The sequence below is a fragment of the Bradyrhizobium sp. 199 genome (assembly GCF_023073355.1).
GTDB lineage: Bacteria > Pseudomonadota > Alphaproteobacteria > Rhizobiales > Xanthobacteraceae > Bradyrhizobium.
Genome location: NZ_JADPJI010000005.1, coordinates 274,436 through 292,603 on the forward strand (window position 1 = coordinate 274,436; position 18,168 = coordinate 292,603).

15 protein-coding genes are annotated in these 18,168 nt (G+C 64.3%); 10 read left to right on the forward strand and 5 right to left on the reverse strand.

The genetic code is table 11. The features are described 5' to 3' along the window. Positions 1–30 precede the first annotated feature (30 nt). The 4 genes from metK to IVB28_RS09645 all read left to right on the forward strand — a co-directional run bounded on the left by metK (position 31) and on the right by IVB28_RS09645 (position 4,765). Positions 31–1,227 (forward strand): methionine adenosyltransferase, encoded by a 1,197-nt coding sequence (metK, locus tag IVB28_RS09630; protein ID WP_247525833.1) that lies wholly within the window; start codon positions 31–33, stop codon positions 1,225–1,227. Between the two features lie 196 nt (positions 1,228–1,423). Continuing rightward, the gene (gene ahcY, locus IVB28_RS09635) at positions 1,424–2,845 is read left to right on the forward strand and encodes an adenosylhomocysteinase (RefSeq protein WP_027545108.1); all 1,422 of its coding nucleotides are present in this window, start codon (positions 1,424–1,426) and stop codon (positions 2,843–2,845) included. A gap of 160 nt (positions 2,846–3,005) precedes the next feature. Then, positions 3,006–4,466: an NAD(P)/FAD-dependent oxidoreductase gene (locus IVB28_RS09640; protein WP_247525834.1), complete on the forward strand. Its 1,461-nt coding sequence runs from the start codon at positions 3,006–3,008 to the stop codon at positions 4,464–4,466. A gap of 140 nt (positions 4,467–4,606) precedes the next feature. Continuing rightward, positions 4,607–4,765 carry a hypothetical protein gene (locus IVB28_RS09645; protein ID WP_247326544.1) on the forward strand — a complete coding sequence of 53 codons (159 nt, stop codon included), beginning with the start codon at positions 4,607–4,609 and terminating at the stop codon, positions 4,763–4,765. A 153-nt stretch (positions 4,766–4,918) separates the two neighbouring features. Here IVB28_RS09645 and IVB28_RS09650 read toward each other — a convergent pair whose 3' ends face one another. After that, entirely contained in the window at positions 4,919–5,506 is a 588-nt protein-coding gene (locus IVB28_RS09650; RefSeq protein ID WP_247525835.1) for a periplasmic heavy metal sensor, read from the reverse strand. Between the two features lie 87 nt (positions 5,507–5,593). Here IVB28_RS09650 and IVB28_RS09655 point away from each other — a divergent pair, with 87 nt between their 5' ends. Next, on the forward strand, positions 5,594–6,052 hold the full coding sequence (locus IVB28_RS09655; protein WP_247525836.1) for a nuclear transport factor 2 family protein: 459 nt from the start codon (positions 5,594–5,596) through the stop codon (positions 6,050–6,052). A gap of 96 nt (positions 6,053–6,148) precedes the next feature. On the opposite strand, the gene IVB28_RS09660 is transcribed toward IVB28_RS09655, so the two are convergent. The 3 genes from IVB28_RS09660 to galE form a co-directional block, all read right to left on the reverse strand. After that, positions 6,149–6,850, reverse strand: coding sequence for a fumarylacetoacetate hydrolase family protein (locus IVB28_RS09660; RefSeq protein ID WP_247525837.1), 702 nt, complete (start codon positions 6,848–6,850; stop codon positions 6,149–6,151). Between the two features lie 34 nt (positions 6,851–6,884). Then, complete coding sequence (locus IVB28_RS09665; RefSeq protein ID WP_247525838.1) at positions 6,885–8,687, reverse strand: ABC transporter ATP-binding protein; 1,803 nt, start codon at positions 8,685–8,687, stop codon at positions 6,885–6,887. A 118-nt stretch (positions 8,688–8,805) separates the two neighbouring features. Continuing rightward, positions 8,806–9,819, reverse strand: coding sequence for a UDP-glucose 4-epimerase GalE (gene galE / locus IVB28_RS09670; protein WP_247525839.1), 1,014 nt, complete (start codon positions 9,817–9,819; stop codon positions 8,806–8,808). Positions 9,820–9,946: 127 nt separating this feature from the next. Here galE and IVB28_RS09675 point away from each other — a divergent pair, with 127 nt between their 5' ends. Continuing rightward, the gene (locus tag IVB28_RS09675; protein ID WP_247525840.1) at positions 9,947–10,984 is read left to right on the forward strand and encodes a glycosyltransferase; all 1,038 of its coding nucleotides are present in this window, start codon (positions 9,947–9,949) and stop codon (positions 10,982–10,984) included. Between the two features lie 179 nt (positions 10,985–11,163). Here the strand turns inward: IVB28_RS09675 and waaF are convergent, their stop codons facing one another. Beyond that, entirely contained in the window at positions 11,164–12,234 is a 1,071-nt protein-coding gene (waaF, locus tag IVB28_RS09680; protein ID WP_247525841.1) for a lipopolysaccharide heptosyltransferase II, read from the reverse strand. A gap of 160 nt (positions 12,235–12,394) precedes the next feature. On the opposite strand from waaF, the gene rfaD reads away from it, so the two are divergent. From rfaD to IVB28_RS09700, 4 genes are all read left to right on the forward strand, one after another. After that, positions 12,395–13,375 carry an ADP-glyceromanno-heptose 6-epimerase gene (gene rfaD, locus IVB28_RS09685; RefSeq protein ID WP_247525842.1) on the forward strand — a complete coding sequence of 327 codons (981 nt, stop codon included), beginning with the start codon at positions 12,395–12,397 and terminating at the stop codon, positions 13,373–13,375. Between the two features lie 26 nt (positions 13,376–13,401). Then, positions 13,402–14,886: a D-glycero-beta-D-manno-heptose-7-phosphate kinase gene (gene rfaE1 / locus IVB28_RS09690; protein ID WP_247525843.1), complete on the forward strand. Its 1,485-nt coding sequence runs from the start codon at positions 13,402–13,404 to the stop codon at positions 14,884–14,886. Next, positions 14,883–16,169, forward strand: a complete 1,287-nt coding sequence (locus IVB28_RS09695) for an O-antigen ligase family protein (protein WP_247525844.1) — start codon at positions 14,883–14,885, stop codon at positions 16,167–16,169. The genes rfaE1 and IVB28_RS09695 overlap by 4 nt, the downstream gene beginning before the upstream one ends. An 84-nt stretch (positions 16,170–16,253) precedes the next feature. Continuing rightward, positions 16,254–18,167: an SDR family NAD(P)-dependent oxidoreductase gene (locus IVB28_RS09700; protein WP_247525845.1), complete on the forward strand. Its 1,914-nt coding sequence runs from the start codon at positions 16,254–16,256 to the stop codon at positions 18,165–18,167. The last annotated feature ends 1 nt before the right edge of the window (position 18,168 follow it).

Sequence of the window (18,168 nt, forward strand, 5' to 3'; positions counted from 1 at the left end):
CCGGTTTAGCGGCGGAACAAGGGGTTATTGATGCGCGCGTCCTATCTCTTCACCAGCGAGTCCGTGTCCGAAGGTCATCCGGACAAGGTCTGCGACCGCATTTCCGACGAAATCGTCGATCTGTTCTACCGCGAAGGGCCCAAGGCCGGCATCGACCCCTGGCAGATCCGCGCCGCTTGCGAGACGCTCGCGACCACCAACAAGGTGGTGATCGCCGGCGAGACCCGCGGTCCGAAGTCGGTGACCAACGAGCAGATCGAGGGTGTCGTCCGGGACGCGATCAAGGATATCGGCTACGAGCAGGAAGGCTTCCACTGGAAGACCTGCGACATCGAAATCCTGCTGCATCCGCAGTCGGCCGACATTGCCCAGGGCGTCGATGCGCTGCAGCCGGGCGAGGTCAAGGAAGAGGGCGCTGGCGACCAGGGCATCATGTTCGGTTACGCCACCAACGAGACGCCCGATCTGATGCCGGCGCCGATCTTCTATGCCCACAAGATTTTGCGCCTGATCTCCGAAGCCCGTCATTCCGGCAAGGAGAAGGTGCTCGGCCCCGACTCCAAGAGCCAGGTCACCGTGCAGTACGAAAACGGCAAGCCGGTCGGCGTGCGCGAGATCGTCGTCTCGCATCAGCACCTGGTCGAGGACATCTCGTCCAAGCAGATTCGCGACATCGTCGAGCCCTATGTGCGCGAGGCGCTGCCGAACGACTGGATCACGCCGAAGACGATCTGGCACATCAACCCGACCGGCAAGTTCTTCATCGGCGGTCCCGACGGCGACTCCGGCCTGACCGGCCGCAAGATCATCGTCGATACCTATGGCGGTGCGGCCCCACATGGCGGCGGCGCGTTCTCCGGCAAGGATCCGACCAAGGTCGACCGTTCGGCTGCTTATGCTGCGCGCTACGTCGCCAAGAACATCGTTGCCGCCGGTCTTGCCGACCGCTGCACGCTCCAGCTGGCCTACGCCATCGGCGTGGCGCGTCCGCTGTCGATCTACATCGACACCCACGGTACCGGTAAGGTGCCGGAGGATCAGCTCGAGAAGGCGGCGGCGCAAGCGATGGATCTGACGCCCCGCGGCATCCGCAGCCATCTCGATCTCAACCGCCCGATCTACGCGCGCACCTCGGCCTACGGCCATTTCGGCCGCACGCCGGACAACGAGGGTGGCTTCTCCTGGGAGAAGACCGACCTCGTCGAGCCGCTCAAGCGCGCGCTCTGACTGCTCTTACCTCGCCCCCTTGCGGGGAGAGGTCGCCGCGAAGCGGCGGGTGAGGGGAGTCTCCGCAAGCTCAGTGCTTGGATAGAGCCCCTCACCCCAGCCCTCTCCCCGTAAGAACGGGAGAGGGAGAAGACTGTGCCACAAACGCTCAGCTTGCTTTGCTACTGACACCAGACTCATCGATTAGGAACCCCCAATGAACGCGAAGCCCGGCTTCACCGATTACATCGTCAAAGACATTTCGCTCGCCGATTTCGGCCGCAAGGAGCTCTCGCTGGCCGAGACCGAGATGCCTGGCCTGATGGCCACCCGCGAAGAGTACGGCCCGAAGCAGCCGCTGAAGGGCGCGCGTATCGCGGGCTCGTTGCACATGACGATTCAGACCGGCGTGCTGATCGAGACGCTGGCAGCACTCGGCGCCGACATTCGCTGGGTCTCCTGCAACATCTATTCGACGCAGGACCACGCTGCCGCCGCGATTGCGGCCGCCGGCATTCCGGTCTTCGCCGTCAAGGGCGAGACGCTGGCGGAGTACTGGGATTACACCGCAAAGCTGTTCGACTGGCACGGCGGCGGTCACCCGAACATGATCCTCGATGACGGCGGCGATGCCACCATGTACGTTCATCTCGGCCTGCGCGCCGAGAACGGCGATACCGCCTTCCTCGACAAGCCCGGCTCCGAGGAAGAGGAAGTCTTCTTCGCGCTTCTGAAGAAGCAGCTCAAGGAAAAGCCGAAGGGCTACTTCGCCGAGATCGCCAAGAGCATCAAGGGCGTTTCCGAAGAGACCACCACGGGCGTGCATCGTCTCTATGACATGCAGAAGGCCGGAACGCTGCTGTGGCCAGCCATCAACGTCAACGACAGCGTCACCAAGTCGAAGTTCGACAATCTCTACGGCTGCCGTGAATCGCTGGTCGACGGCATTCGCCGCGGCACCGACGTGATGATGTCGGGCAAGGTCGCGATGGTCGCCGGCTTTGGCGACGTCGGCAAGGGTTCGGCCGCCTCGCTGCGCCAGGCCGGCTGCCGCGTGATGGTGTCGGAAGTCGATCCGATCTGCGCGCTGCAGGCCGCGATGGAAGGCTACGAAGTCGTGACCATGGAAGACGCGGCTCCCCGTGCCGACATCTTCGTCACTGCGACCGGCAACAAGGACATTATCACCATCGAGCACATGCGCGCGATGAAGGATCGCGCCATCGTCTGCAACATCGGTCACTTCGATAACGAGATCCAGATCGCGGGTCTGCGTAACCTGAAGTGGACCAACATCAAGCCGCAGGTCGACGAGATCGAATTTCCCGACAAGCACCGCATCATCATGCTGTCGGAAGGCCGCCTGGTGAACCTCGGCAACGCGATGGGTCATCCGTCCTTCGTGATGTCGGCGTCCTTCACCAACCAGACGCTGGCGCAGATCGAGCTGTTCGCCAACAATAAGGACGGCAAGTACAAGAAGGAAGTCTACGTGTTGCCGAAGACGCTCGACGAGAAGGTCGCGCGCCTGCACCTCGCCAAAATCGGCGTCAAGCTCACGGAACTGCGCAAGGACCAGGCCGACTATATCGGCGTGAAGCAGGAAGGCCCGTACAAGTCGGACCACTACCGCTACTGATCGTCTGGTCCGATCGATCATCGACGCGAAGCCCCGGAGCGATCCGGGGCTTCATTGTTTCGGCACATGGAATTCAGCTCGCTTTGGAGTTGCTGAGCGGCTGATTGCCAATTGACGGCCAGCAATGACGGACGGACAATCCTCCTCGGCGGAGGAAACCATGCAACAAGAACATTTCGACGTGCTGATCGTCGGTGCCGGCCTGTCCGGCATCGGCGCGGGCTATCACCTCCAGACCAGGTGCCCGGGCAAGAGTTACGCTATCCTGGAGGGGCGCGACTGCATCGGTGGCACCTGGGACCTGTTCCGCTATCCCGGCATCCGTTCCGACAGCGACATGTTCACGCTCGGTTATTCGTTCAAGCCGTGGACCGATCCAAAGGCGATCGCCGACGGGCCGCAGATCCTGAACTATGTGCGCGAGACCGCCGCCGAGAACGGCATCGACAAGCACATCCGCTTCCGCCACCGCGTCAAGCGCGCGGCGTGGTCGACACCGGATGCGCGTTGGACAGTGGAAGCGGAGCGCATCACGGGCGAGGGCGCGACCGAGCTCGTGCGCTTCACCTGCAATTTTCTGTTCATGTGCTCGGGCTATTACAAATACGAGGCGGGCTACACGCCGGAGTTCGAGGGCGCCGCTGATTTCGCCGGCCGCATCGTCCATCCGCAGAAATGGACCGAGGACATCGACTATGCGGGCAAGCGCGTCGTGGTAATCGGCTCGGGCGCAACCGCGGTGACGCTGGTGCCTGAGCTCGCCAAGAAGGCTGCTCAGGTCACCATGCTGCAGCGCTCGCCGACCTATGTGGTATCGCGTCCGGCGCAGGATCCCGTCGCCAACAAGCTGCGCCGCAATCTGCCGACGCGGCTTGCCTATCACGTCATCCGCTGGCGCAACGTGATGTGGGGGATGTTCTTCTTCCAGCTCAGCCGGCGCCGGCCGGACAAGGTGAAGAACCTGATCCTCGGCGGCGTCCGCATGGCGCTCGGCCCCGACTACGACGTCGCGACCCATTTCACGCCGCGCTACAATCCCTGGGACCAGCGGCTGTGCCTGGTGCCGGACGGCGACTTGTTCAAAGCGATCCGCGAGCAGCGCGCCTCGGTCGTCACCGATGAGATCGATACATTTACGGGCGACGGTATTCGCCTCAAGGACGGCCGCGAGCTTGCTGCAGACATCATCGTCACCGCGACAGGGCTGGTGCTCCAGGTCGTCGGCGGGCTCGAAATCAGCGTTGATGGCCGTGCTGTCGATTTTGCCAACACGCTGACCTACAAAGGCATGATGTATGCCGACGTGCCCAACATGGCGTCGGCCTTCGGCTACACCAACGCGTCCTGGACGCTGAAATGCGATCTCACCTGCGAATATGTCTGCCGGCTCATCAACTACATGGACCGGCACAATTTCCGTCAGTGCGTGCCGCACAATGACGACCCCGAGATCACCGCGCAGCCGTCGCTCGATTTCACCTCGGGCTATGTACAGCGCTCGGTCGCCAAGATGCCGAAGCAGGGCTCCAAGCAGCCGTGGCGGCTGTACCAGAACTACGCGCTCGACATCGTCGCTTTGCGCTTCGGCCGGATCGACGACGGCGTGATGCGATATTCCTGATCGTGCCGGCGGCAATGCGCTGTGTTGCGTATGCGGCCGCCTTGCCGAAATCGGCCAAGCTGGCGGACGGTTAACGCCGGATTAACCGCGGAGTCCTAGCCTGTCTCGGCCGGGTTACTCGAAAGGCCGAGGCAAGCCCAATGGAAGCCCAGAGAATTGCGGTCGACGCCGTCGTCGCGCTGACCGATTGCGACCGCGACGCCGTCATCGCCTTCATCCGCCGTCTTTACCTCGCCGGCGTCACGGACCCCAAGCGGCTGACCTTCAAGGGCCTCCAGGCGTTGTCTACCACGCGCTGAAATAATCGCTGACGGTCCTGATCATCGGCCTGATCGTGATGTCGCTCTGCGCTCATCCCGCGCTTGTTTGCGTGAGGTGGATCGGCGGAGCGTAATCCGTCGCCGCGTTGCCTCAGTATTGGTGGATTGCAGCGAGCACGCCGTCGGCACTGTCTAGTGATGGCGTTTGTGCCCTGCGGAGCCATCAGGGTGCTGATAGCCTCGCAGTTCTGCGTATTTTTGCATTTGGCTCCGATTGAGCAAGGCAGCGGTCGACAGGTGATACTTGAGATGGCTCTCGCGAAGCAGGCCCTGCGTTTCCGAAATGGCAACGAGGCTCGCCTTGAGCGAATCCGGCGTCACCGCACGAGCGGAGAATAGGTTGTCGAGCTCCCTCTCTTGCTCGACGAGCTTATTGCCGAGGGGGACGGTCTCTTGCTTCATCGAATCGAACAGGCGCTGCACCTCGGCACGCTGATCGGCGGTCAGGTCGAGGCGATCACCGAGTTCGAGAACGTGACTGGGACCGGGATATCCATTGAGCTCAGCGGCAAGCGCCAGGCCCATACCGCGTCCGGTCTGGAGGTCGTCGACCTGCTGCAGCGATAGCGCCTTGATGGGACGCTGCTCGAGGCCGGCGTAAGGCTTGCTGGACTGCGCGTTGGCGGCGTCGCAGGTGACGACAAGCGTTGCCGCAAGCAGGAGAAGGCGTCTCATGAGTCTGGCTCCATGAATCAGGCCGGCTGGTCGATTGATCTCCATCGGGGCTCACGTAGTCCATCTTGCTGGATGGTCTCTCCCATGGCAACTAAGCTCGCCGTGATCGAGTAGCCGAAGATGGAGCAAGTGATGGTCCTCTTGCCGACCGCCGACAGCGAGACGAAGCAGTTCTTCCTCGCCTGGCTGGATACCTTCGCGGGCTACGTCCGCGAGGTCGACTACGCCTCGGCGCGGCCACTCTTCCATCCGGCCGTGCTGGCCTTTGGCACGCACAACGACGTCATCCCCGGCCTCGATCAATGGGTCTCGACGCAATGGAATAACGTCTGGCCGAAGACGGCCGACTTCTGCTTCGTCCTCGATCAGACTTCCGTTCTGGCGTCCGCTGATGGCACCATGGCGACAGTGATCGCGCCATGGACGAGCACGGGCTATCATCCCAATGGCAGCGCGTTTGCGCGCCCCGGCCGGGCGACGATGGTGTTTTCAAGACATGGCGATGGTTGGCTGTGTGTGCATTCGCACATGTCGCTCAACCGTGGTGTGCCGCAGGCAAGCCATGCTGATCGGCCGGTGAAAGCCTGGTAGTGTGTAGGGTGGACAGCGAAGCGTAATCCACCACCGCGCGCCACAGCAAAGACAGTGGTGGATTTAGGCTTCGCTAATCCACCCTGCAATTCGAGCCTAATCCGGCTGGCCGATGCTCACCTTCAGCGTGCCGATGCCGTCGACGCCGCATTCCAACTTGTCGCCGGGCTGAAGCTGCGACACGCCGGCCGGCGTGCCTGTCATGATGATGTCGCCGGCGGCGAGCTTCACCTGCTGCGACAGCTGCCAGATGATCTCCGGCACATTCCAGATCAGCTCGGTGAGATCGCCCTTCTGCGCTTCCTTGCCGTTGACCGTCAGCCAGATCTTGCCCTTGGCCGGATGGCCGATCTTCGAGGCCGGCTGCACCGCCGAGCAGGGCGCCGAATGATCGAACGACTTGCCGATCTCCCAGGGGCGCTCCTTCTTGCGCGAGGCGATCTGGAGATCGCGGCGGGTGAGGTCGATGCCGACGGCGTAGCCGTAGACGTGGTCGAGCGCCTTCTCGGCGGGGATGTTGAGGCCACCGCTCTTCATCGCGACGACCAGCTCGACCTCGTGATGCAGATCCTTGGTCAGCGGCGGATAGGGGATGGTGGCGCCGTCGGGCACCAGCATGTCGGCATGCTTGGCGAAGAAGAACGGCGGGGCGCGCTCGTCATTGCCCATCTCGCGGATGTGCTCGAGATAATTACGGCCGACGCACCAGATGCGGCGCACCGGATAACGGCCGCTCTCGCCGACGACGGGAAGCGAAGCCTGGGGCGGAAGCGGGATGACGTAGGAGGCGGCATTCATTTAGCGATCTCGCTGCTCTGAGGTGGAACGAACTCTATGCGGTTGCGCTGATCGGCGCCAGAGCGCCGGAATGGTGATGCTGCAGGCGGAAGAACGAGGCGTAGCGGCCGCCGCGGCGGAGCAGTTCGTCATGCCGGCCCTGCTCGACGATCTCGCCGCCCTCTACCACCAGGATGGCGTCGGCGTGCATGATGGTATGCAGGCGATGCGCGATCACGATGGTGGTGCGATTCCGGCAGAGATGCTCGATCGCCTCCTGCACCTGCCGCTCGGATTCCGAATCGAGCGCGGCGGTGGCTTCGTCCAGGAGGATGATCGACGCGTTCTTGATCAGTGCGCGCGCGACCGCAATGCGCTGGCGCTGGCCGCCGGACAGCTGCGTACCGTGCTCGCCGACGGGCGTGTCGTAGCCGAGCGGGAAGCCCGTGATGAAATCATGCGCGCAGGCCGCCTTCGCGGCGTCGATGATTTCGACCTCGCTCGCGCCGGGGCGGCCGAAGGCGATGTTGTTGCGGATGGTGTCGCGGAACAGGTAGACGTCCTGGCCGACATAGGCGGTCTGCGCGCGCAGCGATTTGCGCGAGACCGCGCCGATCGACTGGCCGTCGATCACGATGTCGCCTTGCGTTACCTCGTAGAAGCGCAGCAGCAGCCCCAGCACGGTCGACTTGCCGCCGCCGGAGGGGCCGACCAGCGCGGTGACCTTGCCCGGCTCGGCAACGAAGCTCATGCGGTTGAGCACGGTCTCGCCGGTGCGGTAGGCGAAGCTGACGTCGCGCAGCTCGATGCGTGCGTCGGAGAGCTTCAGCGCTGGCCTGTCGTCGTCGGAGTGCTCGCTCGCCGGGCTGTCGACCACCTCGAGCAGCATGCGGGCGCCGACAAGCTGGCTGTTCAAATCGATGTTGAGCCGCGCCAGCCGCTTGGCCGGTTCGGTGGCCATCAGGAAAGCCGTCATGAAGGAGAAGAACGCGCCGGGCGTGGCGTTGAGCGCGACCACGCTGTAGCCGCCGTACATCAGGCAGCCTGCGACGGCGAAACCGCCGAGCATTTCCATCAGCGGATTGGAACGGTTGGCGACGCGCGCCATCTTATTTGCGTTGCGCTCGACGATCGCGATGTTCTCGTCGATGCGCTTCTGCATCGTGTCTTCGAGCGTGAATGCCTTCACGGTGCGGATGCCCTGCAGCGATTCCTGCATCGTCTCCATGATGTCGGCAGTGCCGGTGAACTGGTTGAAGGCGAGGCCCTTGATGCGCTTGACCAGCTTGCGCAGCACCAGCATCGCGGGCGGCACCACGACGAGGCCGATGAACGACATCACGGGGTCCTGCCACACCATGACGCCGATCATGGCGAGCAGCATCAACAGGTCGCGCCCGATGGCGTTGACTAGCATGTTGAGCACGTCGGTGATCGACTTGGCGCCGGCCGTCAGCCGCGCCAGGAATTCGGAGGAATGGCGCTCGGAGAAGAAGCCGACGCTCTCGCGCATCAGCTTGGCGAAGAGCTGACGCTGGTTGGTAGCGAGGATCGCGTTGCTGATCTTGGTCAGGATCACCATGTGGCCGTAGGTCGCCACGCCCTTGATGAAGAGCAGGATCACAGTGATGCCGGAGAACATCGCGATGCCCGGGATGTTCTTGTCGACGTAGGCCTGGTTGATGACCTGGCCGAGCACATAGGTCGCGCATGCGGTCGCGCCCGCGGCGACCGCCATCAGCGCGAAGGCGACGAGGTAGCGCCGCCAGTAGACGACTCCCTGTTCCGTGACGAGGCGGCGAATCAGGGTCGCTGCCGCATACGGATCGTCGGTGATTTTCTTTGGAAACTGGGCCATCCGCAGTCCATTGACGGCACAGGGAAAGCCTGCCCGCGCGTCAGGGATCGATGCGGCCTCTGTGCCCGCTAAAGCGGGGCTTTTCAAGCCCAATTAAGGGCTTGCGCCGGGATGGAATCTAGGCCGAGGCGGCGTGGCGGACTTCGCCGTGGCGCTCGTGGAACAGCTTGTCCTCCCACGCCAGAGCGTGGGCCGCGATCGTCTCGAGGTCGTCGTATTGCGGCTTCCAGTCGAGCAGTCCGCGGATGCGGCTGGTGTCGGCGACCATGGTCATGATGTCGCCCGGCCGGCGCGGGGCGTATTGCACGGCGAAGCTGCGGCCCGAAACCCGGCGCACGGCGTCGATGGTCTCCAGCACGGAATAGCCGCGACCATAGCCGCAATTGAGCGTCGTCGAGGCGCCGCCATTGCGCAAGTAGGCAAGGGCCGAGCGATGCGCCTGCGAGAGGTCGCTGACGTGGATGAAATCGCGAATGCAGCTTCCGTCCGGGGTCGGATAGTCGGTGCCGAATACGTCGATCTTGGCGCGCTGGCCGGTCGCCGCTTCCACGGCGATCTTGAGCAGATGCGTGGCGCCCGCGGTGGCGAGCCCGATGCGGGCCTGCGGATCGGCGCCGGCGACGTTGAAATAGCGCAAGGTGACGTACTGCATGCCGTAGGCGGCGGCGACGTCGTGCAGCATGATCTCGGTCATCAGCTTCGAGGAGCCATAGGGCGAGAGCGGCCGCGTCGGCGCGTGCTCGGGCACCGGGACCTGGTCCGGATTGCCGTAGACGGCGGCGGTCGAGGAGAAGATGAAGCGATTGATGCCGCGCTTGACTGCGACGTTGAGCAGGTTGCGCGCGGTCATGAAGTTGTTGCGGTAGTAGCCGAGCGGATCGCGCATCGAATCCGGCACGACGACGGAGCCCGCGAAATGGATGATGCTCTCGATGTTGTGCTGCGCGATCACGCCTTCGAGCAGGTTCTCGTCGCCGGCATCGCCGATGAACAGCGGCACGCCCTCAGGCAGATAGGCGGAGAAACCCGTCGAGAGATCGTCGATCACGACGACGTCTTCGCCGGCTTCCGCCAGCGCGAGGACCGTGTGACTTCCGATATAACCGGCGCCGCCGGTGACTAGCACAGTCATGATCTCACCCGTCTTCGATCAACGCGCAAAGCCTAGCGCTTGCGTGGTGAAGAGGGGGTATCGGTGCGGCTGAACTGGTCACTATGCTTAATGTTGCGTATAGGGGATCTTCGAAACGGAGCGTGACGTGGCGAACTTCCGAGGCGATCTCGAAGTAATCGTGCCAAATCTGCACAGGCGCTATTCCGGGGTCACCGCGACCAACCGGATGGTGGCCCCGCGACTGGCGAAACTGTATCGCGCCGCCTGGCTCGGCTCCGATGCGCCGGCGGGCATCGCGCGGCTGACCGTTGCCGATTTCCTGATGCTGTGGCGCCGCAAGCTGCCGCTGATCTGGCACGCGCGGCGCAACAATGAGATGATCGCGGGCGTTGCGTTGCGCGGGCTCGGCTGGCCGTTGAAACTCGTGTTCACCTCGGCAGCGCAGCGGCACCATAGCTGGATCACGCGCTGGTTGATCCGGCGCATGGACGCGATCATCGCGACGTCAGATCTCTCCGCATCGTTCCTGAAGGTGAAAGCGACCGTGATCCCGCACGGCGTCGACACCGAAATCTATGCGCCGCCGACTGACCGCGCCGCCGCCTTCGCGGAAACCGCGCTGCCGGGCCGCTACGCCATCGGGTGCTTCGGCCGCGTGCGGGCGCAGAAGGGCACCGATGTGTTCGTCGATGCGATGTGTCGGTTGTTGCCGCACTATCCGGATTTCACCGCCGTCATCGTCGGTCAGGTCACGGCCGAGCAGACGCCCTTTGCCAATGACCTCAAAAAGCGGATCGAGGCCGCCGGCCTGCAATCGCGCATCGTCATCACCGGCGAGCTGCCGATCGAAGCGGTGCAGCGCTGGTATCAGCGGCTAACGATCTACGCCTTCACCTCGCGCAACGAAGGCTTTGGCCTGACGCTGATCGAGGCGATGGCGGCGGGCAGTGCGCTCGTCGCCGCACGCGCGGGCGCGGCCGAGCTCGTGGTCGAGGATGGCGTGAGCGGCGTGCTGATCCCGACGGGGGACGCAGATGCGCTCGCCGCGGCACTCGAGCCGCTGATGCGCGACGTGGCCGCCGCGGCGGCGATGGGCGAGCGTGGACGGGCGCGGGTGCTCGAACGATTCAGCCTCGATGCCGAAGCGGTGCGGATCGGGGACGTCTATCGGCCGCTGCTCTGAGCACTGCTCTTGGGGCTGTGAAACAAATACTGCGAAAACAACCCCATGCACAGTAGCCGAGGAGAATGAAATCAATGGCTTGGCGGCTGGTGCGATGTGTTGCGGATTTTACGAAATAAATTTGACTCGTCGGGCAAAACACGGGCATGATGTCATCATCGGCGCAGCCTCGACGGCCGTCAGGTCATGACCCGCATGCCAGCCTCACCCAGCACCCGCTGCGCAATCTCCACCACCTCGCTCGCCGCAATATCGCGCATGCAGCGGTGGTCGTTCATCTTGCAGATCGTGCTCTGGCACGGCTGGCACGACAATACGCTCTTGTCCTGGACGACGGTCGCGGCAAGGCCATTGAGCGGTGCCCAGAGATAGGGGCTGGTCGGGCCGAAGATGCCCATGGTGGGTGTGCCCAGGGCCGCGGCGATGTGCATCAGGCCTGAGTCGTTGGAGATCGCGACGCCGGCCGCCGCCATGGCGAGGACGCCGTTGCGCAAATCATTGCCGGTGAGGTCACGCACGCCCGGGCCGCCTGCCGCGCCGATCTCCTGGGCGAGGCCCTTTTCCGAGGGGCCGCCGACCACCCAGACCTCCAGCCCGCGTTCGACCAGGAGCCGGGCCGCCTGCGGATAGTACGTCCAGCGTTTTGAGACCCCGACCGAGCCTGGGGCGAGCGCCACCGCGGCTCCGGCGCCGAGGCCGTTGGCCTGCCGCCAGCGGACGACGTCCTCGGCCGGGACCCGCAATTGCGGCACCGGCCATTCCGGGGGCAGGGGGGCCCCGTCGGGCTGGGCCAGGGCGGCGTTCTTGTCGATGAAACGGGGCAGCTTCTTCTCGCCCCAGCGCCAGCGGTTGAGCAGGCCGAACCGGAACTCACCGACGAAGCCGACCCTTTCAGGGATACCGGCGAGGGCGGGCGCGATGGCCGCCTTCCAGGTCCGCGGCAGCACCAGGGCCGTGCCATAGTTCCGCTCGCGCAGCAGCTTCCCCAGGGCGAGCTGGCGGGCGACGGCCAGGCGGCCGCGCGGCAGGTCCCAGACGATGCCCTCGCGCACGCCGGGCATGTAATCGACCAGCGGGGCGCATAGGGATGTGGTGAGGAGATCGACCGGCCGGTTGGGCCAGCGCTCCTTCAGGACGCGGACCACGGTGTGATTCCGCACGAAATCACCGATCCACATGTAGGGAACGATCAGGATCGGGCGTGTGTCGTCCCGATCAACATCTCCACTTAACTGCGAATCGTTATTCATTTTTTGATAGGGGCCGAGGCGAACCGGTTATAACGGTTCGGTAGCCGCTCCGGCCCGGCAGGTAAAGCCGGCAGCCGTTCAATCCCAAAACCGCTTACACTTTGGCGGCTCATGCGCTAGGGCAGGATCGGGCCGCATAAAGTCGGGCAGGGATTTCGGAATGTTGCTGGTGACCGGCGGGGCCGGTTTTATCGGGTCGAACGTCGTGGCCGCGCTCAATGACGCCGGCCGCAGCGACGTCGTGGTTTGCGACCTGCTGGGCAACGACGGCAAATGGCGCAATCTCGCCAAGCGCCAGCTTGTGGATATCGTTCCGCCGCCCGAGCTGTTGGACTGGCTGAAAGGCCGCAAGCTCGATGCTGTGATCCATCTCGGGGCCATTTCGGCGACCACCGCGACCGACGGCGACCTCGTGATCGAGACCAACTTCCGTCTGTCGATGCGCCTTTTGGACTGGTGCACGATGAACGCGGTGCCGTTCGTCTACGCCTCCTCGGCGGCGACCTATGGCGACGGAACGGAAGGCTTTGACGACGACGCCTCACTGCGGGCGCTGAAGAAACTGCGGCCGATGAATCTCTATGGCTGGAGCAAACACCTGTTCGATCTGGCTGTTGCCGAGCGCGTAGCGAACCGCGATCGGCTGCCACCGCAATGGGCTGGGCTAAAATTCTTCAACGTGTTCGGCCCCAACGAATACCACAAGGGCTCGATGATGAGCGTGCTGGCGCGCCGCTTCGACGACGTCAAGGCCGGCCGCGTCGTGCAACTGTTCAAGTCGCATCGCGAAGGCATCGAAGACGGCGACCAGCGTCGGGATTTCATCTATGTCGACGACGTCGTGCGCGTCCTCATGTGGCTGCTCGCGACGCCGTCGGTGTCCGGCCTCTTCAACGTCGGAACCGGCAAAGCGCGCAGCTTCAGGGACCTGATGCTGGCGGCCTATGCGGCGCTCGGCACCAGCCCCAACATCGAATACATCGACATGCCCGAGCCGATCCGCGACAGTTACCAGTACTTCACCCAGAGCGAGGTCGATCGCCTCCACCGCGCCGGCTATAACGGCGGCTTCACGACGCTCGAGGACGCGGTGAAGGCCTATGTCGGGGATTATCTCGACCGGCCCGACCGCTTCCGCTGAGGCCAAGGACCTGAGGCCCAAAGACCATGCCGACGCCTATTCTCGATTTCGACGCTCTCGCGCAAGCCATTTCGGGCCGCACGGTGCTCTGCGTCGGTGACATCATGCTGGACGAATTCGTCTATGGCGAGGTGTCGCGAATCTCGCCGGAAGCGCCGACGCCCGTCATCGCCGCACAGCGTAGCGAGATCCATATCGGCGGCGCCGGCAATGTCGCGCGCAACGTCGCTTCTCTCGGCGCGCGCTGCATCTTCGTCGGCCTCGTCGGCGAGGACGATGCCGGTGCACGGCTCAAGGCGGCGCTGGATGAGTTCGCTGCAATCGAAAACCTGCTGGTGTGCGACCCGTCGCGGCCGACCACGCGAAAAGTCCGCTTTGTCTCAGAACATTTTTCCACGCACATGCTGCGCGCGGATTGGGAACAGGCGCTGCCTGCCTCCGACGAGATCGAGACCAGGCTGATCGAGACGATCCTGCCGCAGATCGCGCGCGCCGACATCGTGCTGCTTTCGGACTACGCCAAGGGCGTGCTGACGGCGCGCGTGATCCGCCACACCATCGATGCCGCGCGAAAACTCGGCAAGCCCGTGATCGTCGATCCCAAGAGCCTGAACTGGGCGATCTATCGCGGCGCCACGCTGCTCACGCCCAACCGCAAGGAATTTTCGGAAGCGACGCGCAGCCGCGCCGATACGCTGCGGAGCATCGTCGATGCCAGCGAGGACGTGATGCGGCTCGCCGATTGCGAGGCGATCCTGGTCACTCAGGGCGAGCACGGCATGACGCTGGTGCCGCGGCGCGGCGAGGCCGTTCACGTTCCGGCTTTTCCGGTGAAAGTGCGCGATGTTTCCGGCGCGGGCGACACCGTCGCCGCCGCGCTCGCGGTGTCGCTTGCGACCGGCGCGGACTGGGATACGGCGCTGCGCATCGCCAACGCGGCCGCCGCCGTCGCCGTCGGCCAGCAAGGCACCGTCAGCGTGAGCGCGGCCGAGTTGCGCCGTAAGATCCTTCCGCATGCCAGTCTCGCGGCCGAGGAGAAGATCGTGATCGAGCCTGATACGCTCGACGCGCGGCTAGCCGAATGGAAGCGGCAGGGGCAGCGCGTCGGCTTCACCAATGGTTGTTTCGACATCCTGCATCCCGGCCACGTCAAGGTGCTGACCGCAGCGCGCGCCGCCTGCGACCGACTGATCGTGGGGCTCAACAGCGACGCCTCGGTGCGGCGGCTCAAGGGCGCCGAGCGGCCGGTGCAGGACGAGCGCGCGCGTGCCGAGGTGCTCGCCGCGCTCGAGGCCGTCGATCTCGTCGTCATCTTCGAAGAGGACACGCCGATCGACCTGATCAGGCGGATCAAGCCCGGCGTGCTGGTGAAGGGCGGCGACTACAGCCGCGAGCAGGTGGTCGGCCACGAGGTCGTCGAGGAAGCCGGCGGAAAGGTCGTGCTGGTCGACATCCTCCAGGGCTTCAGCACCACGGCGCTGGTGCACCGCGCCCGGGGAGGCGACAAGTGACCGCGCTCGCACGCGAGACGACCGGCGGAATGTTGCTCCGCCGCCTGCGCAGCCCGGCCGCCTGGCGCGAGACCGTCGATATATTCGCGGTCCTGACCGCAGCCTCGCTGCCCTGGTCGACTTCGCTGGCGGGAATCTTCAGTGCGCTGATGCTGCTTTGCATGGTGCCGTTCCTCGACGTCCGCGCGTTCCTGCAATCGCTGAAGCGTCCGATCTGCATTGCGCCGATCGCGCTGGTGCTGCTTGCGCTGGTGGGGACGCTCTGGTCGGACGCGAGTTGGGGCGCACGCTTTTATGCGGTCAGTCCGACCATCAAGCTGCTCGTGTTGCCGGTCCTGCTCTATCATTTCGAGCGCTCGCCGCGCGGCCACTGGATATTCATCGCCTTCCTGGTGTCCTGCGCCTTGCTGTCGGTGATGTCCTGGCTGGTCGCCTTCTATCCGCATCTCGCGCTCAAGACCGATCCGCCCGAACGCGGCATCTTCGTCAAGAACTACATCGACCAGAGCCAGGAATTCGCGCTTTGCGCCGTCGCGCTCGCCTATCCGATCGTGACGCTGCTGCGCGAGAAGCGATACTGGTTCGCCGGGCTCCTCACCGTCCTGGCGCTGAGCTTCTTCGTCAATATGACCTTCGTGGTGGTATCGCGCACGGCGCTTGTCACCGTTCCGATCATGTTCGGTGTGTTCGCGCTGCTTCACCTCAGATGGCGCAGCATTGCGCTCATCTGTGCCGCCTTGCTTGCCGGTGCCGTTCTCGCCTGGCAGACCTCGCCGCAATTGCGCAGTACCGCCGAGACGTTTGGCAGCGACTATACGCGTTATGTGGAAAGGGGCGAGCCGAGCTCGGCGGGCCTGCGGCTCGAATTCTGGCGGAAGTCGCTCGGCTTCTTCGCGGAGGCGCCGATCAAGGGGCACGGCACTGGCTCGACGCGCGGATTGTTCGAGCGCGCCGCGACGCCCGGCGGTCTGTACCAGGCCTCCGCCGAGGTGATCGGCAACCCGCATAACCAGACGCTCAACATTGCCGTGCAATGGGGCGTGATCGGCGTCGCCGTTCTCTACGCGATCTGGATTCTGCATCTGCTGCTGTTTCGAGGCGACGGGGTCGTCAACTGGATCGGGCTCCTGGTGGTGGTGCAGAACGTCTTCAGCTCGCTGTTCAACTCCCATCTGTTCGACTTCCATGAGGGCTGGATGTACGTCATCGGCGTCGGCGTCGCCGGCGGCATGGTGATCGGGGCACAACAGGGCGAGGCGAAGATGGGGGAAGCCGGTTCCTGAGCGGCCGCGCGGCTGGCAAGTCTGGTCCAGATGGGCTATCAGCGCGGTCAGGTTGCATCTAACTGGGTTTTCATCGGTCGGCGGATGACGCGTCTTTCGCATCTCACCTTGCGCAATTTCCTGATCGCGCTCCACGACCTGCTGGCGACCGCGGCAGCGCTTTTTGCCGCCTTCTATCTGCGATTCGAGGGGGGCGACGGCTTCTTCGACCGCTTGCCGCTGCTGTTCCAGATCCTGCCGTACTTCCTCGCCTTCAGCGTGGTCGTGTTCTTCATCTTCAATCTGACCACGACGAAATGGCGCTTCATCTCGCTGCCTGACGCGCTGAACATCATCCGCGTCGCGACCGTGCTGACCGTCGCCCTGCTCGTGCTCGACTACATCTTCGTCGCCCCCAACGTCCGCGGCGCCTTCTTCCTCGGCAAGGTGACGATCGTCCTCTATTGGTTCCTCGAGATCTCTTTCCTCTGCGCGCTGCGCATGGCCTACCGCTACTTCCGCTACACGCGGGTGCGGCGTCACGCGAGAGGCGAGGATGCGGCGCCGACGCTGCTGATCGGCCGGGCCGCGGATGCCGAGGTGCTGCTCCGCGGAATCGAGAGCGGAGCGATCAAGCGCATCTGGCCGGTCGGCGTGCTGTCGCCGTCGAGTTCCGACCGCGGCCAGTTCATCCGCAACGTACCGGTGCTCGGCGGCATCGACGACGTCGAGGATATCGTCGCGGACTTCGCCAAGCGCAACAAGCCGATCGCGCGCCTCGTCATGACGCCGTCGGCATTCGAGCCGGAAGCACACCCGGAATCGATCCTGATGCGGGCGCGCAAGCTGGGTGTCATCGTCAACCGGATGCCCTCGCTCGAAAGCGGCGATACGCCGCGGCTCACCGCCGTTGCGGTCGAGGATCTCCTGCTGCGGCCGAGCGAGACGATCGATTATGCCCGCCTGGAGGCCCTGATCAACGGCAAGGCGGTGATCGTCACCGGTGGTGGCGGCTCGATCGGTTCGGAGATCTGCGAGCGCGTCGTTGCCTTCGGCGCCGCGCGACTCCTGATCGTGGAAAACTCGGAGCCGGCGCTCTACGCCATCACGGAAGCGCTTGCCGCGCGAGGCGCGACCGCCGAAATCGAAGGGCGGATCGCCGACATTCGCGACCGCGAGCGCATCATGCGCCTGATGGCCGGGTTCAAGCCGGACATCGTGTTCCACGCCGCCGCACTCAAGCACGTGCCGATCCTCGAACGTGACTGGAGCGAGGGCGTCAAGACCAACATCTTCGGCTCCATCAACGTCGCGGATGCTGCCGTTGCCGCCGGCGCCGAAGCCATGGTGATGATTTCGACCGACAAGGCGATCGAACCGGTGTCGATGCTCGGCCTGACCAAGCGTTTTGCCGAGATGTACTGCCAGGCGCTGGATCACGACCTCGCAGCGGCGGCGCACGGCGCCAAGCCGCCAATGCGGCTGATCTCGGTACGGTTCGGCAATGTGCTGGCCTCGAACGGCTCGGTGGTGCCGAAATTCAAGGCGCAGATCGAGGCCGGCGGCCCGGTGACGGTGACGCATCCCGACATGGTCCGCTACTTCATGACCATCCGCGAGGCCTGCGACCTCGTCATCACCGCGGCCACGCATGCGCTCGGAACACAGCGTCCCGACGTTTCGGTCTACGTGCTCAACATGGGCCAGCCGGTGAAGATCGTCGATCTCGCCGAGCGCATGATCCGCCTTTCCGGATTGCAACCCGGCTACGACATCGAGATCGTGTTCACCGGCATGCGGCCGGGCGAACGTCTCCACGAGATCCTGTTCGCCTCCGAGGAGCCGACCCGCGAGATCGGCGTTGCCGGCATCATGGCCGCGCAGCCGAACGAGCCGCCGATGCAGACGCTGCGCAAATGGACCGCGGCGCTGGAGCAGGCGATCGCGCGCGACGATCGCACCACCATCAGGACCATCCTCAAGGATGCGGTGCCCGAATTCGGGTCGACCGCGGCCTGAC